Annotated in this window: 16 protein-coding genes; 9 read left to right on the forward strand and 7 right to left on the reverse strand. The window is 59.3% G+C overall.

What is annotated here, in order from left to right; genetic code table 11:
- Entirely contained in the window at positions 1 to 888 is an 888-nt protein-coding gene (tcmP, locus tag IAE77_RS10200) for a three-Cys-motif partner protein TcmP (protein ID WP_294225652.1), read from the reverse strand.
- Between the two features lie 214 nt (positions 889 to 1,102).
- On the opposite strand from tcmP, the gene IAE77_RS10205 reads away from it, so the two are divergent.
- Positions 1,103 to 1,450 (forward strand): sulfatase-like hydrolase/transferase, encoded by a 348-nt coding sequence (locus tag IAE77_RS10205; RefSeq protein WP_294225655.1) that lies wholly within the window; start codon positions 1,103 to 1,105, stop codon positions 1,448 to 1,450.
- Positions 1,451 to 1,472: 22 nt separating this feature from the next.
- A complete protein-coding gene (locus IAE77_RS10210; protein ID WP_294225660.1) occupies positions 1,473 to 3,059 on the forward strand; it encodes an L-serine ammonia-lyase, iron-sulfur-dependent, subunit alpha in 1,587 nt (528 codons plus the stop codon).
- A gap of 388 nt (positions 3,060 to 3,447) precedes the next feature.
- Here the strand turns inward: IAE77_RS10210 and IAE77_RS10215 are convergent, their stop codons facing one another.
- From IAE77_RS10215 to IAE77_RS10235, 5 genes are all read right to left on the reverse strand, one after another.
- A complete protein-coding gene (locus tag IAE77_RS10215) occupies positions 3,448 to 4,632 on the reverse strand; it encodes a DUF5009 domain-containing protein (RefSeq protein WP_294225663.1) in 1,185 nt (394 codons plus the stop codon).
- Positions 4,633 to 4,650: 18 nt separating this feature from the next.
- Positions 4,651 to 5,877 carry a hypothetical protein gene (locus IAE77_RS10220; protein ID WP_294225665.1) on the reverse strand — a complete coding sequence of 409 codons (1,227 nt, stop codon included), beginning with the start codon at positions 5,875 to 5,877 and terminating at the stop codon, positions 4,651 to 4,653.
- Complete coding sequence (locus IAE77_RS10225) at positions 5,874 to 6,347, reverse strand: group III truncated hemoglobin (protein ID WP_294225668.1); 474 nt, start codon at positions 6,345 to 6,347, stop codon at positions 5,874 to 5,876. The genes IAE77_RS10220 and IAE77_RS10225 overlap by 4 nt, the downstream gene beginning before the upstream one ends.
- On the reverse strand, positions 6,344 to 7,072 hold the full coding sequence (locus IAE77_RS10230) for an HPP family protein (RefSeq protein ID WP_294225671.1): 729 nt from the start codon (positions 7,070 to 7,072) through the stop codon (positions 6,344 to 6,346). Before IAE77_RS10230 ends, IAE77_RS10225 begins: the two co-directional genes overlap by 4 nt.
- A gap of 137 nt (positions 7,073 to 7,209) precedes the next feature.
- Positions 7,210 to 7,764, reverse strand: a complete 555-nt coding sequence (locus IAE77_RS10235; protein ID WP_294225739.1) for a group 1 truncated hemoglobin — start codon at positions 7,762 to 7,764, stop codon at positions 7,210 to 7,212.
- Between the two features lie 227 nt (positions 7,765 to 7,991).
- Between IAE77_RS10235 and IAE77_RS10240 the strand changes: the two genes are divergently transcribed.
- Positions 7,992 to 8,429: an Rrf2 family transcriptional regulator gene (locus tag IAE77_RS10240; RefSeq protein ID WP_294225672.1), complete on the forward strand. Its 438-nt coding sequence runs from the start codon at positions 7,992 to 7,994 to the stop codon at positions 8,427 to 8,429.
- Between the two features lie 95 nt (positions 8,430 to 8,524).
- Here IAE77_RS10240 and IAE77_RS10245 read toward each other — a convergent pair whose 3' ends face one another.
- Entirely contained in the window at positions 8,525 to 8,884 is a 360-nt protein-coding gene (locus IAE77_RS10245) for a helix-turn-helix domain-containing protein (RefSeq protein ID WP_294225673.1), read from the reverse strand.
- Positions 8,885 to 9,056: 172 nt separating this feature from the next.
- Here IAE77_RS10245 and IAE77_RS10250 point away from each other — a divergent pair, with 172 nt between their 5' ends.
- The 6 genes from IAE77_RS10250 to IAE77_RS10275 all read left to right on the forward strand — a co-directional run bounded on the left by IAE77_RS10250 (position 9,057) and on the right by IAE77_RS10275 (position 13,151).
- Positions 9,057 to 9,293 carry a thioredoxin family protein gene (locus tag IAE77_RS10250; RefSeq protein WP_294225676.1) on the forward strand — a complete coding sequence of 79 codons (237 nt, stop codon included), beginning with the start codon at positions 9,057 to 9,059 and terminating at the stop codon, positions 9,291 to 9,293.
- Positions 9,294 to 9,380: 87 nt separating this feature from the next.
- Complete coding sequence (locus tag IAE77_RS10255; protein WP_294225679.1) at positions 9,381 to 9,653, forward strand: helix-turn-helix transcriptional regulator; 273 nt, start codon at positions 9,381 to 9,383, stop codon at positions 9,651 to 9,653.
- A 523-nt stretch (positions 9,654 to 10,176) separates the two neighbouring features.
- Positions 10,177 to 10,968 carry a hypothetical protein gene (locus IAE77_RS10260; protein ID WP_294225682.1) on the forward strand — a complete coding sequence of 264 codons (792 nt, stop codon included), beginning with the start codon at positions 10,177 to 10,179 and terminating at the stop codon, positions 10,966 to 10,968.
- A gap of 94 nt (positions 10,969 to 11,062) precedes the next feature.
- Complete coding sequence (locus IAE77_RS10265; RefSeq protein ID WP_294225684.1) at positions 11,063 to 11,332, forward strand: hypothetical protein; 270 nt, start codon at positions 11,063 to 11,065, stop codon at positions 11,330 to 11,332.
- Between the two features lie 248 nt (positions 11,333 to 11,580).
- Positions 11,581 to 12,843, forward strand: coding sequence for a hypothetical protein (locus IAE77_RS10270; protein WP_294225686.1), 1,263 nt, complete (start codon positions 11,581 to 11,583; stop codon positions 12,841 to 12,843).
- Positions 12,840 to 13,151, forward strand: a complete 312-nt coding sequence (locus IAE77_RS10275; protein ID WP_294225689.1) for a hypothetical protein — start codon at positions 12,840 to 12,842, stop codon at positions 13,149 to 13,151. The genes IAE77_RS10270 and IAE77_RS10275 overlap by 4 nt, the downstream gene beginning before the upstream one ends.
- Positions 13,152 to 13,221 lie beyond the last annotated feature (70 nt).

The raw sequence follows: 13,221 nt of genomic DNA on the forward strand, positions 1-13,221 counted from the left end.
TTAGGGTCTGAGGACGTCGTTGGCTATCTTCACTGCGGTCGCATTCTTTGCAGCAAAGCAAAGCAGATAGAGGCTGGTGCCAGAATCATTGCAGAGTTCGAGCGGATTCGGCGCCACATGCTCAAACACAGTCTTGAGACGTTCGTTGAAGTAACGTCCAATAGACTTGATCGTCGCCACCTTTTGAGTCGATGACGAAATGCCGAATAAATCAGATTCGGACTCTTCTTTGTAAAACTCAGGACGCCAAACGGACTCTGGAACACCCAGAAACGCATCCAATCTCCGCTTCCATGCCTCAGGGATGTCGCCGTGCTTGGGAAGCATACGATTGACGCCAATTCCTGCCGGAAACAGCAGCCACATATCTATGGCGTTGGTCTCAGCCACAGCGCGAATCGTGTCCCAGGTAACCTGCATTCCGAATGGGTAGAGAAACAGCACGGCCCGGCGATTGCGCCAGTTCCATGTCGAGCAGATTTGCTGAATCTCAGCATTTGCATCTCCAGCTCTTGGCTCGATGCGATCTGCGAGGCTCGGATAGTCCGCCTTGAGTTTTGCCAGTTCGGCCGCTTTGGCCTGATCCTTCTCGATGAAAACATAGCGCATGAATGCGGGCATCGTCTCAAGAGCCAGCCGCACCGAACTACCGAGGAACGCTTGGGTTTCGCTGGATGCTACTTCTGGCAGCAACTCGGCGAATGAGTCCTCGCTCGCTTCTGTGTCTTTTGGTGTGTTGTAGCCGGTTCCAGCAAATGCGTCGATGTAGCAATACTCACACCACGTTTGCCTCTTCATGATCTGCACATAGGCATGCAGATACTTGCGGAGCCGTTGCAGCTTCTCCGCTGTCCACTTTCCTCCAAAAGACTGTTTGGCTTCGGCCATCGCTATTAATTAACAATCGTGAAGCATTCTTGCTAGTGCAATCTGCATGAGTGTGACAGACGAAACCAAACCGGGTGCGGGAACGCTGTTCCGGTAGTGGCCTGATGCCCAGCAGCCGAGAGGGCTGCACCACCTTCTCCCTGTGCCCGTTTGCTCGCCTTGCGCTGACAATCTTGCCAAGACGCGGCGGGCTGGACGCGACAGAATGAGGCTGGTGAAATCGGTTCTGACACTCTTTGCGATCTCGGCGCTCTTTGGCGGCCATGCTTTGGCGGCGGAGAGCAGGCCGGACGTGCTCTTCATCGCGCTGGATGATCTCAATGACTGGATTGGCTGCCTCGGCGGGCATCCGCAGACGAAGACGCCGACTCTGGATCGGCTGGCGGCCAGCGGCGTGCTGTTTCGGAATGCCTACACGGCGGCGGCTTCGTGCAATCCGTCGCGCACGGCAATCGTCAGCGGGCGGCCGTCGCATTGCTCGGAGCTTTATCATAACCTGCAAAAGATGCGCGAGCATGTTCACCAGTTCGCTGAGCTGCGTTGCCTGAGCCCAAGAACATAGCCCTTGTCCATAGATCGAAACCATGACCCCCGTCTCTATCTTCAACGATGTCATCGGTCCCGTAATGCGCGGGCCGTCGAGTTCGCACTGCGCCGCTGCACTTCGCATTGGGCGACTGGCGCGTGATTTGATGGAGGGTGAGATCACGGAAGTGCTCGTCGAGTTTGATCGCGCAGGCTCGCTCCCTACCACGCACGAGAGTCAGGGGAGTGATATGGGGTTGTTTGGTGGTTTGCTAGGATGGGAGGCTGATGATGAGCGTCTGCCAAACTCCGCGCAAGCTCTCGCCGACGCTGGCGTCAAGCTGCGCATCGAAACCGTCGATGTCGGCGATCCGCATCCGAACACTTACCGCCTCACGCTGAAGAACACGCGTGAAACGCACACCCTCATCGCCATCTCCACCGGCGGCGGCATGATCGAGGTCATCGAGATCGACGGCGTGCCGCTGCACATGGACGGCGGGTATCACGAGACGCTGATTTGGAATAGTGGCTGCGACTTTAGTCGCATTCAGAATGATTCGGCTAAAGCCGAAACCACTTTCTCAGAGGATGAGGTCATTATTCACGAACTCGGAGACAAACAGCTCATCCAAGTCAAAGCCGCCACTTTTGCCCCTTCCGTCCTTTTGGTCCCTTTAAGCCCTCTTTCCGTCAAAAAGCTCTCTCCCGTCCTCCCCGTCCCTTCTCGCAAAAACCTCCACGTGCCCTTCACGAGCTGCGCAGCCATGCTCGCCCACGACGGAGCCCAAAACACGCCTCTTTGGCAGCTCGCCATCGAATACGAGCGTGCTCGCGGCAGCTTCACCGAGTGCGAAGTCATCGACAAGATGACCGACATCGTCCGCATCCTGCGCAAATCCGTCGCCAGCGGCATCGCGGGCACGAGTTACGAGGATCGCGTGCTGCATCATCAGAGCGGGCGTTTTGCCGAGATGATGAACGCAGGCCGTTTGCTCGATGGCGGCGCGTTGAACCGCATCATCCTCTACGTCACCGCCTTGATGGAGGTGAAGAGCAGCATGGGCGTCATCGTCGCCGCGCCGACAGCCGGCGCGTGCGCTGCCTTGCCCGGAGCTGTCATCGCCATGGCCGAGTCCATGAATCAAAGCGAGGAAGACATGGCCAAAGCGATGCTCGCCGCCGGATTGATCGGCGTGTTCATCGCCACACGCTGGACCTTCGCGGCCGAAGTCGGCGGCTGTCAGGCCGAAGGCGGTGCCGCAGCCTGCATGGCCGCCGCCGCGCTCGTCACGCTCGCTGGCGGCACACGCGATCAAGCCATCGCCGCGGCCTCAATGGCCTTTCAGAGCATGCTCGGCCTCATTTGCGATCCCATCGCGAACCGCGTCGAAGCCCCGTGCCTCGGCAAAAACGTCATGGCCGCCAGCAACGCGCTCTCCTGCGCGAACATGGCCCTCGCCGGCTACGATCCGCTCATCCCGCTCGATGAAGTCATCGACGCCGCCAAGGCCGTCGCCGAGCGCATGCCCCGCGAGCACCGCTGCACCTCCCTCGGCGGCCTCGCCGTCACCCCGACCTCCCTCGAAATCGAAAAACGCCTCGCTGGCCTCAAGAAAGGCTGCGGGAGCTGCTCTTGTCATTGAATCAGGCAGAGAGCATGGGGGTGACGGGGGCCTGCCGCCGTTCTCAGATCACATCAGCGTGAAAAACTTCGGTCAGTTTGCAGAGTTCAGGTAGAGTAGTTGAGTCCTCTGAACTCAGTCAGAGCAGTCCATAGGACTGCACCACATTGTCTTCGGCAAAATGACTCCGTCACCTTTCCCCTTCAAAACGTCATGGACCTGCGAAGCATAGTTCGCGACGATGACCTCCACCCCGCCACCCAACCTTCACGCAGCTCAGTTTCACACCACGCGATGGACTCGCGTGTATTTGGAAAAGGCGGACTCCGAGGATGGGCGCAGGGCACTGACGAATCCGCCAGCCATTGGGAGAGTAGTAAGACGAACGTGATGGATCAGGAAACGGTGATCAAAGCCGCAGACGAAACCCGATGCGATTGAAGCCAGCAGTCACGCCGAGGAGCACTAGGCCGCATGTGGTGGCACGAGTGAGTGCGCTGGCTAGGCTGGACTGACTCAGCGCATGATAAGCTTTATCGAGATGGGCTAAGTCGAGACCAAACGGCAAGGCCTCGGACAGAAAGTAGGCGAGTAGCACATTCTGTCCTGCGGTAGATAGCGGCTTGGCTATGGCGGCAACACGATTCACATCGGTGACGAGATACAGCATCAACCAGAGCGCGGCGGTCACTGCGCATGCCCACAGACAATAGCTGGGTGTCGCTGCGTTTTTGTTGATGCCGTAGGCATCCTGCAACAGCAGCGCTCCGGCGGAAGTGCCTATGATGAAAAACAGGGTGAACCGAACACGCTCCATAACATTGGGCATTGCAGGGGCCTTGAGGATGGACGCAAGCAGCACGCCGCCGACGGTGATTGCTCCCTGGGCACCGAGAGTGTCCCCGATTCCAACGATCTTTGCCAGCCAGCAGTCGTCGAAAGCGTGTGCATCATCTGCAACAAACAAGCCCAACAGCAGCATCATGCACCCAAGCAGCGCGGTGCGATGACCGCGAAAAACGAGGAAAACGATGGAGCCTACCAGGTAGTCCCAGCCGATGAGACCGAGGATGCCCCACCATTGGGATCGCAGGCAAAAGGGTGAGAGGGTGAGGAGTCGCTCGCCGTGAGGGCCGATCCAAACATAGCCGAGCCACAAAAGCGCTATGAGTCCGATCCACCGCATCCATTTGATAGACCCGAATGCAAAGATGGTGGAGACGAACATCATCACCACCCACAGCGTAGGCGGCCAGCCGAGCTGCGTGGCATCGGGTTTTCCGTTCACCATCAGCACGCCGATGAACAAGAGTGACCCCGTTCGTTGCAGCACATGCAGCATGGTTTTCCAAATGCGCTCGCCATTGTCGAGTCGCGAACCAAGCGCGAACGGAATGGACATGCCGACGATGAACAAGAACGCGGGCAGCACGAGGTCCACAAACGTCATGCCTGTCGCGTCCTTGTGCCGTAGCTCGTAATGCATCATCCAGTCCGGCACGATGTCTCCAACGGAGGCGAGATCGTTCACGAAGATCATGATGAACATCACGAGTCCACGCAGTGCGTCGATGCTGGTAATGCGCTGGTTCATTGTGACGAGGGCGTTTTGCTAGCGATGATAGAGCAACTCTAACACCTCGCAATTCGTCATGGTGATGGCCTTCAGGAGCAGTGGATAAGGTTCGCCGGAGGGATCGAGGATGCCTTGCTTCCAGCCAGCGGGCGGGCCGTCTTGGAAGATGCGGGAGGCGAGCTGGCAGCGGTTGTAGCCGATGAAATACGGCTCCGTGAAGGCAGCGCGGAGATAACGGGCGTAGAGTGCAGCAGCTTCGGCTTCGTCTCGCAAAGCACCGCCCAGCACCTTCTGCGTGGTGGGCGTGAGGAAATTGGCGACGTGATCCGCATTGATGATGGGCCGCCCCGTGCGCTGATGGATGTCGCGATACGTCATAGCGTCAAAGTCACCCTCAAGCTGGATGGCGACGACGGGGAAGTATTTCGCCGATCTCTCCACCACCGGCATGAAGAGGCGCGAGCCTGCAAACCGCTCGCCGAGCACGAGATGATTCGGATCATGTCGGCGGAAGGCCTCGGCGGTGAGGCGGTAAGATTGGTCCGCGATCTCAGCGGTGAAGGCGAGTTCAGCGGCTTTGAGGTCCGCAGCACCTTGGGTGGCCTTGTCATACGCCAGCTTGCCAGGCGAGCCGGGTGGCAGACTTCGGAAAAAGGAAAGCCAGCTCACGCCTTGCTTCTTTTCCTCGATGTCCAGATATTCCCAGTTTCCCCAGCGCGGCAGGTCGATGAGGTAGTAGCCGAGGAGAAAGCGGTTCTCCCTCAGCTTCCCGCAGGACTCCGCCACGCGTTTGTCCAAGTCCGCCGCGAACTCCGGCGCAAACACATCCACATACTGCGGCGGGCCGAAGACCGTCACGCCCGAGGTCTGCGTCTGCTTGAATGCAACGGAGAAAGGCATGGTCTCCTGCAACTGAGGCGGCGCATCATAGCCCGCGTAGTTAAAGCCCCAGCCACGCACCAGTCTCTCCACATGCGCAGCAGCCGCCTTCAGGCTGCCAGCGTGGCGTTCTTTGACAAAGTTATGCTCCGTAGGTCGCAGCTTCTGCGCTCCACCGCTAAAGTAAGTGCCAAGATGATTCACGCCGATGGGGATGAAGCCGTGCCCCTCCGGCGTGATGAAGAACCAGCGCCCCTTCACCTCCTCCAGATGAAACCAACCGGTGGCCTTACCCTTGATCGCCATGGAGCCGCCGTAGCGGTCAAACTCCTGCGCGTGGAGATGTGTGATGCTGAGACAAAGAAGTGCGAGGAGGGATTTCATGAGGGTGTCTCGGTTTGTTTATAGCGTGCGTAGCGCTCGCGTTGCTCGGGAGTCAGATGGGCGGGATCAAAACGCGGATCGGGCACTTGGTTGATCTTGCTGTAGATGACGTTCGCCATGTCCTCGGCGCTGCGGAGGATGACGGCGGCATTGGCTCCCTGGAAGAGATCATGGACCGTGGCGGTGAAGAGCGCCAGCCAGTGATCAAAGCTGGCTTTGCTCATATCTGCCGTGCTGACCAGCTTCGCGTGGACGGCGAGAGGGTTCCCTCGGAAGGTGCCAGCGCGGAAGAGCACCGTGTCCCAGAAGTCATACATCTTCGGCAGGTGCGTCTCCCAGTTCACCTGAGCGATGTCGTTGAAAATGGGGCCGAGCTTTTCATCACGGCGGATACGGTCATAAAAGGCGTCCACGAGGCGGATGATGTCTGCGCGGCAGGTGAGGTCATGAAGAGGTGATGCCGAAGTCATTTGGGATTGGGTTTTGCTGGGGCTGCCGGATTGCTGGCACTGTGAGGACGCAGGATCTCGATAAGGCGGAGAAGATCCTCCTCACTGATGTCCACAAAGGAATCAAGCGAGCGGAGAGCGGCCACGATCTCTTCATGGGTGGGCGGATCTGGGTCCTCAGGCCGATGAGACGAAGGAGGCAAAGCGGGCCGGTTGAAAGCCGCCGGGTAGCGCCGCCAGGGAAAGAAGGCATTGATGAGCACAGCGAGTAGCACCATGACGAACGCATTCGCCATCACAGGCATCAGGACATAACCGAAGCCCAAGTCGTGAATGGCCTTGCCACCGAGAACGGACGTCAGTGCGGTGGCTCCTCCGGGCGGATGGATGCAGCGGAAATGATGCATGGCTCCGATGGCGAATCCCACGGCACAGGCGGCGGACAAAGCAGGGTGGTCAATGCTTCGCGCGCAGAGCACGCCGATGAAGGCGGAGAGCAGGTGCCCACCCAGCACTGGCCATGGCTGCGAGAGCGCCCCATGAGGCACGGCAAAGAGGAGCACGGCACTCGCCCCCATGGATGCGACCACCGCTGTTCCCCCTGCGCCAGGGAGCGCATAAGTCGTGATGCCGACCAGGGCCAGCAAAGCAAGCCCCCCTCCAAGGGTGGCAACCAGCTTCTCCGCGAGACTGACTTCGATCAGCTCAATGCCGAGCGAGCGGTGCAGATATGGAAATGAACGCATAAGTGGAGGACGAACGAAGGGCGCTCTCACTGGGGGATTGGACCAAGGAACTGGATACTGAGAGAACTAAAGAAATGCCGCCGTGCGCACTCCCAGCACACACGACGGCATGTCACCAGCAAGGGTATGGACAGACCTTAGCTGGCCTTCTTCGGTCTGCCGAGGACATCATCCTTGGTGGTCGCCACGACAGCGATCACCTGGTCAATGAGTTCCTGGCTGACTTTCAGATCTTTGAGCGTGGCGATGAGGTTTTCCGCGATGGCGTTAAAATGCTCTTCGGTGAGTCCCATGCCATCGTGGGCTTTCCGCATGTCCTTCCCGGTCCATGGGAGCGGGCCGCCCAGTGCTGCGGAGAGGAACTCTTTCTGCTTCCGGTGCTGCTTCGGCATGCTGATGTCTTCAAAGAAGTGATTCACCCTCTTGTCCGCGAGCACCTTCACGTAAAACGCATCCACAGCAGCGTCGATAGCCTTCCATCCTCCGAGCTTGTGGTAGAGGCTGCTCTCACGGGCTGCCACCCATTTCGTTTTGCAGGCTTCCTGGGCGAAAGACCACTTACGGCCCTCATACTCAGTGGTGATGGCAGGATCGACTGCTTTGCCGCTAATCGGGCAGACAGTGTTGGTGGCGGACTCGCTGGCGACGGCTGCCGCATCTGCGGCAAAGGACGTGTTCACGAGCAGTGTCATCACGACGGCGGTGGTGGCGAGGGAGGCAAATCGATCTCATGGCTGACTGTTTTGGTTTTTTGGGTTTGTATGGTCCGGGCATTTTTTCGACCGGTATCATTAAAAGAAGCATAAACGATACTTCTTTCGAGCCAGCTACGATCTTGTCGCTTTTAGACTTTCGATGGCACATCAAGGGCACTGAGTGCATCGTGTATCTCTGCCCAGCACGCCACCTCCTCACCGCCATGAAACTAAGCCTTTACAGTGACTACTCACTTCGCGTCCTCATGTTCGCCGCAGTGAAGGGGGAGGCATTCCAACTCGAAGAAGTCGCCACTGCCTTTGACATCTCAAAGCATCATGTCGCAAAGATCGTCCAGGATCTCTCCAAGCTCGGCTACCTCGACACCCGGCGCGGAAGAGGCGGCGGCATCCAGCTCGCCAGATCGCCAGATGACATCCGCATCGGCAAACTCGTGCGAGAAACGGAGGATCAGCCCATCATGGTCGAATGCTTCGATACCGCCACCAACACCTGCCGCCTGGATGGCTGCTGCAAACTGAAAGCAGCTCTGGCGAAGGCCCAGAAGTCGTTTTACGACAGCCTAGACGCACACACCCTATCCAACCTCGTCAGCGGCCCACAGCGCAGCCGTATGATCAAGATGCTGCTGCCGGGTTGAAAGTTCACTGGTTCGGTTCCTCCACCGCCATTTAGCAGGGCCAGTCGTTCTCAATGCTCCGCAGGTAACAAAACAGACAGATAGCCAGAAGCAGTTCAGGGTTCAGGCTGAATGCCATGCTCCTCATCCAGATCACGGATGCTCTCGATGATCTCGTTCAGCTTCACGCCCGTGGCCGTCAGTGCATACTCCGTGCGAGGCACCTTGCCTGCGATCTCGGTGCGCGTGATGAGGCGGTAGTCCACCAGCTTGCGCAGCCGTTCGTTGAGGATCTTCGTGGAGATGCCCGGAATGAACCGCTCAAGCTGCCCTGGGCGTGCCACCCCACGCCCAATGGCCGCGAGCACTGCCGCCGACCACTTGCAGCCCACCACATCCTCCAGCCGACGATAGGCCGTGCGCTCCGTGAGCGGCAGGTGTCCAGGTTTCTTCGTGGCGGCTGGTTTCGGTTTCATGCGCATTTGTATCATCCCGGTCGTGATGCGGCCAGTGGGCACAAAACGGTGCCCACCCACGCAATAGTGCCCTCTTTCGCGATTTCGCATCCCGCCTTCTGATGGCGGCGACATCCACTGCACCACGCAGCGTCCTGTCACTCAACCCAACAAACACCAAGTAAACATCCACATGAAAACCAAAGCCACATTCTTCCACGCCGGTTGCCCCGTCTGCGTCGCCGCCGAGCAAAACGTCGCCGCAGCGCTCGATACGAGCCGCTTCGATGTCGAGATCGTCCACCTCGGCACCGCCAAGGGCCGCGTCGCCGAAGCCGAGGCCGCCGGAGTCAAATCCGTGCCTGCCCTCGTCATCGACGGTGCCGCCTATCACATCAATTTTGGCGCGGACCTCAGCGTCCTGAAGTAACCGCCGCCAAAGTCCCCTGTGTCGCAGTCGTCTGGCGGTCCATCCCGACACTGCGGCACAGGCAGGACTTCTACCACTGGAACTGTCGTGCCCAACGCGCCAGACAACCACGAAGCCCACGACTATGCCGAGCGCATCCGCGAACGGTTGCCGCGTCGGCTTCAGGAACTCCGGGAGGCCGCCGGTTTCACCAAGTATGGCCTTTCTCGTGAGAGTGGCGTGAGCCGCGAATACATTGGCAAGATCGAGCGAGGCAAAGCGAATCCAACACTGCCCGTCACCGCGCAGATCAGCCATGGACTCGGCATGACGCTGGAGCAGTTCACGCACGAACTTGAGGACGAGGACGATGCCGAGTGAAGGCACGTCACCTATGATTGACTAACGCTTTGCCGGGAGCCGTGGTGGAATAGCGGGCGTCGCACCCAACGCCTGCCATGCTGATCCCTTCCACCAGTCCAGCTCGCTTCCCGCTCACGGGAGACGCCGTTTTGCCTTCGAGAGAGGTGTTTTCGGCTTTGGGAGGGCTATTCCACCTCAAAACAGCCATCCCGCGCCGAATGGTAGCCATACCGGACGCCACTGTAGCGCTACCGGCACTGCGGGTAGCGACCCCGCGCCGTGCGGTAGCCATCCCGACGGAAATGGTAGCGATACCCAGCCGTGCGGTATCCCTACCGAACGAAATGGGATGGTTCCCCGCACGAAAAGGTAGGCCTACCGCGCGGCAGGGTAGAGCTACCGCCGCGATGGGTAGCCATACCCTGGCCAAAGGTATCGCTACCGCACAGCGCGGTAGTCATCCCGCGAGAGCGACCGGCCACCCCGCACGCGGCGGTATCGCCCCACTTTTGCAGACCATTCAACCCCGAACCTCGACTCCATGAACTGGGATAACGGCCAATGGGACAGCGGCACCTGGGACCAGCCGTCCGACTATTTTTCACCCCAAACCAAATCGAACAACCGCACCAAAATGAGAAGACAAACCTACTACCCCAGCCGCATCGGCGACCAAGTGAACTGGCTCGACAACTATGCCGTGAAACTGCCCATCCACGGAGCCGCCCTCGGCGTCGTCGCGGGCGACATCACCGCCAGTGTGAACGACGCCAAATACGGCAACTACGTCCTCGGCACCTGGCTCGCCGCCGTGCGCAACTTCTCGCCCTCCACGACGGATGCCGTGGATGACGTGCTCGCAGGCTCCGGCTCCGGCCCGATGGTGCTGCCCACCTTCACCGCGCCCGCCCTGCCCGCAGGCGTCACCGCCGCCATCCCCGGCGTGCTCACGCGCATCTTCGCGCTCATCGCCAAGATGAAACTCAGCGCAGGCTACACCGAAGCCATCGGCACCGACCTCGGCATCGTCGGCTCCGCCGAAACCGAGAAAGCGCTCCCCAAGTTCAGCGCCGAACTCATCCAAGGCGGTGGCTGCCAGTGCGTGAAGCTCAGCTTCTACAAATACAACCACATGGGCGTCTATATCGAAGGCCGACGCGGCACCGGAGCCTGGGAGTTCCTCGCCATCGACACCGAAAGTCCCTACATGGACGAACGCCCGCTGCTGGCCGCTGGCACCCCCGAAGTCCGCGAATACCGCATGCGCTTCTGGGACAAAGGCACCCCGAACGGCGACTGGACCGATGTGGTGAAGGTCACCGTCTCGCCATAGGCGAGCCAGCGAAATGTAATCCAGAGCTTTAGCTCGCCACAAGGACACCAACCGACAAGACACCCTCTAACGAGCTAAAGCTCACAATTACATTATGCCCTTCGATCCAACAAAGCCCGCGAACAACTCGCCTGCCTCCAGCGCGGAGATGCGCAGCCAACTCACTTCGCTCAATGCCGACATCCAGCAGCGAGCCACCCAAGCCGATCTCGCCAACGCCATCGCGAATGCACTCCAGCAAACCAGCGCCAACACCAACGGCGTAAGCAACTTCGGCCAAGGGGCCGATGGCAGCTACAACCAGACCCAGATGCAGGACCTTATCAACAAGGTGGATGAGCTGATCAACGCGCTGCGGCGGTGAATGGGGCTTGGGAAATGGGGTTTCGGCCTTAGCCGAATCTTCTTGAGGCGGTTCGGCTAAAGCCGAAGCCAGTTGGTGAAGCCGTCCAGAGGACGGCACCACACTGGCTGTGCCTGATTGCCTGCGCAAATCGGTGAATCGTGCCAAGACGGGGTGCGGTGGCTGCGGCAGAGTGGATGCATGGCCGATGGCGATGCTGGATGGATAAAAAGCAGAGTCGGGTGCCTTTAGGAGCCTTGCTCTTGCTCATGAAATCCACTTCTCTTCCCATCGCTCTCGTCAGCCTGCTCATGATCATGGATTTGCCTGCCAAAGACATCGCTGAACTGCAACGCCTCGCCGCGGGTGGCGATGCGAAAGCGCAGCTCGAACTCGCCATCGCTCTTCGTGATGGCAAAGGCATCGCCAAAAATGATGCCGAGGCCATGCAATGGGCGCACAAGGCGGCGGATGCCGGTTTGGCTGATGCGTTCGACTTTGTGGGCTTTGCTTACTTGCGCGGAGCCGTGGTGAAACGGAATCCGCCGATTGCCATCGCCTACTTCAAGGCAGCGGCGGATGAGTCAGCCGCTGCGGCCTTCAATCTCGGTCAGTGCTACTTTGGTGCGCAGGGCACCGAGCAGGATTGCGCGAAGGCGCTCGAATGGTGGAAGAAGGCAGCGGAGAGAGGTCATGGCCGCGCCGCAGCCGTGGCGGCGATGGCCTACCATGCGGGTGAAGGCATTCCGGCCGATCCCATGCTCGCACGAAAGCTGGCCGAGCGTGCGGCGGAGCTGAATGATCCCTCCGGCCTCGTTTTCCTCGGTGAGCTGCATTTTCAAGCAGGCGAGATCGACGCTGCCAAAGCTCAGTGGAACAAAGCAGCGCAGCTTTTCCCCACCACCGCCACGGGCCATCCTGCACAGCCTTCCGGCAACGCCTCGGCACAACAAGCCGCGGATCTCTTGAAGCTCATCGAGTATCGCCAGCGCAAAAGCGAGCCGGGCAAGTTCGCCTTTGTGCAGATGCCGCACATCCTCCAGGGCTACAACAACTGCGGCAGCACCGCCTGCGCCATCTTCGCCCGCTTTCATGGGCATACGCTCGGTGGTTGGGATTACAAAAAGCTGTGCCCTTCCCCGCTCGGCACCGGCACGGACTGGGGCCACTTGCTCGACGCCTCGGCGAAGATCGGCCAAAAGTGGAAACTCGTCACTTACACGCCCGATGACAAAGGTTTCGTCGAAGCCACCAACATGCTGAAGAGCGAACTCGATGCCGGACGGCCCGTGATCGTGGACTTCAAATACATCGGCCCGCAATACCCGAACGGCAGCGCCGGACACACGCTCAATGTCTGCGGCTACATCGCCAAAGAGGACCTCTACATCCTCTGCAATCCCGCCGTGGCCACACCCGGCCTGCAACTCATCACCGCCGACGATTTGAAGAACTTCTGGCGCTCCGATCACTACGGCGCGCTGTCGAAAGGCGTGCTCTCACGGCCTGCTTTCATCATCGACCGCTCATGAAATCGGGCTTCGTGGTCTTTATTCTTCTGCCTACTAAATCTGGCTTTTCAGATGCAGCTTACATGGTCCATGTGCGTCCGCCCGACGACTGCTCACGATCAAAGCAACCTGATCCCATGGCTGACCCACATCTGCCATTCGGCGGCTTGGTGGAGAAAGTCGATGTCCCGCTGCGAGAGCGGCTTGTTCTGCTTCTGCAAGGTCCATATCCGTTGCGCCTCCTCGAGGGGATCGGTTGGGGGACGTCTGAGTTCATGACGCATTTTGCCCGACAGATTCCCGCCCGGCAACCCCTTGTTTCATTCTGATTTCACTCACCCGACTGCTCATGCTCTCCCTCATCCGCGTGTTCGCGGCACCAACTGCGTCCTCACTAAC

This window comes from Prosthecobacter sp., assembly GCF_014879935.1.
Lineage (GTDB): Bacteria > Verrucomicrobiota > Verrucomicrobiia > Verrucomicrobiales > Verrucomicrobiaceae > Prosthecobacter.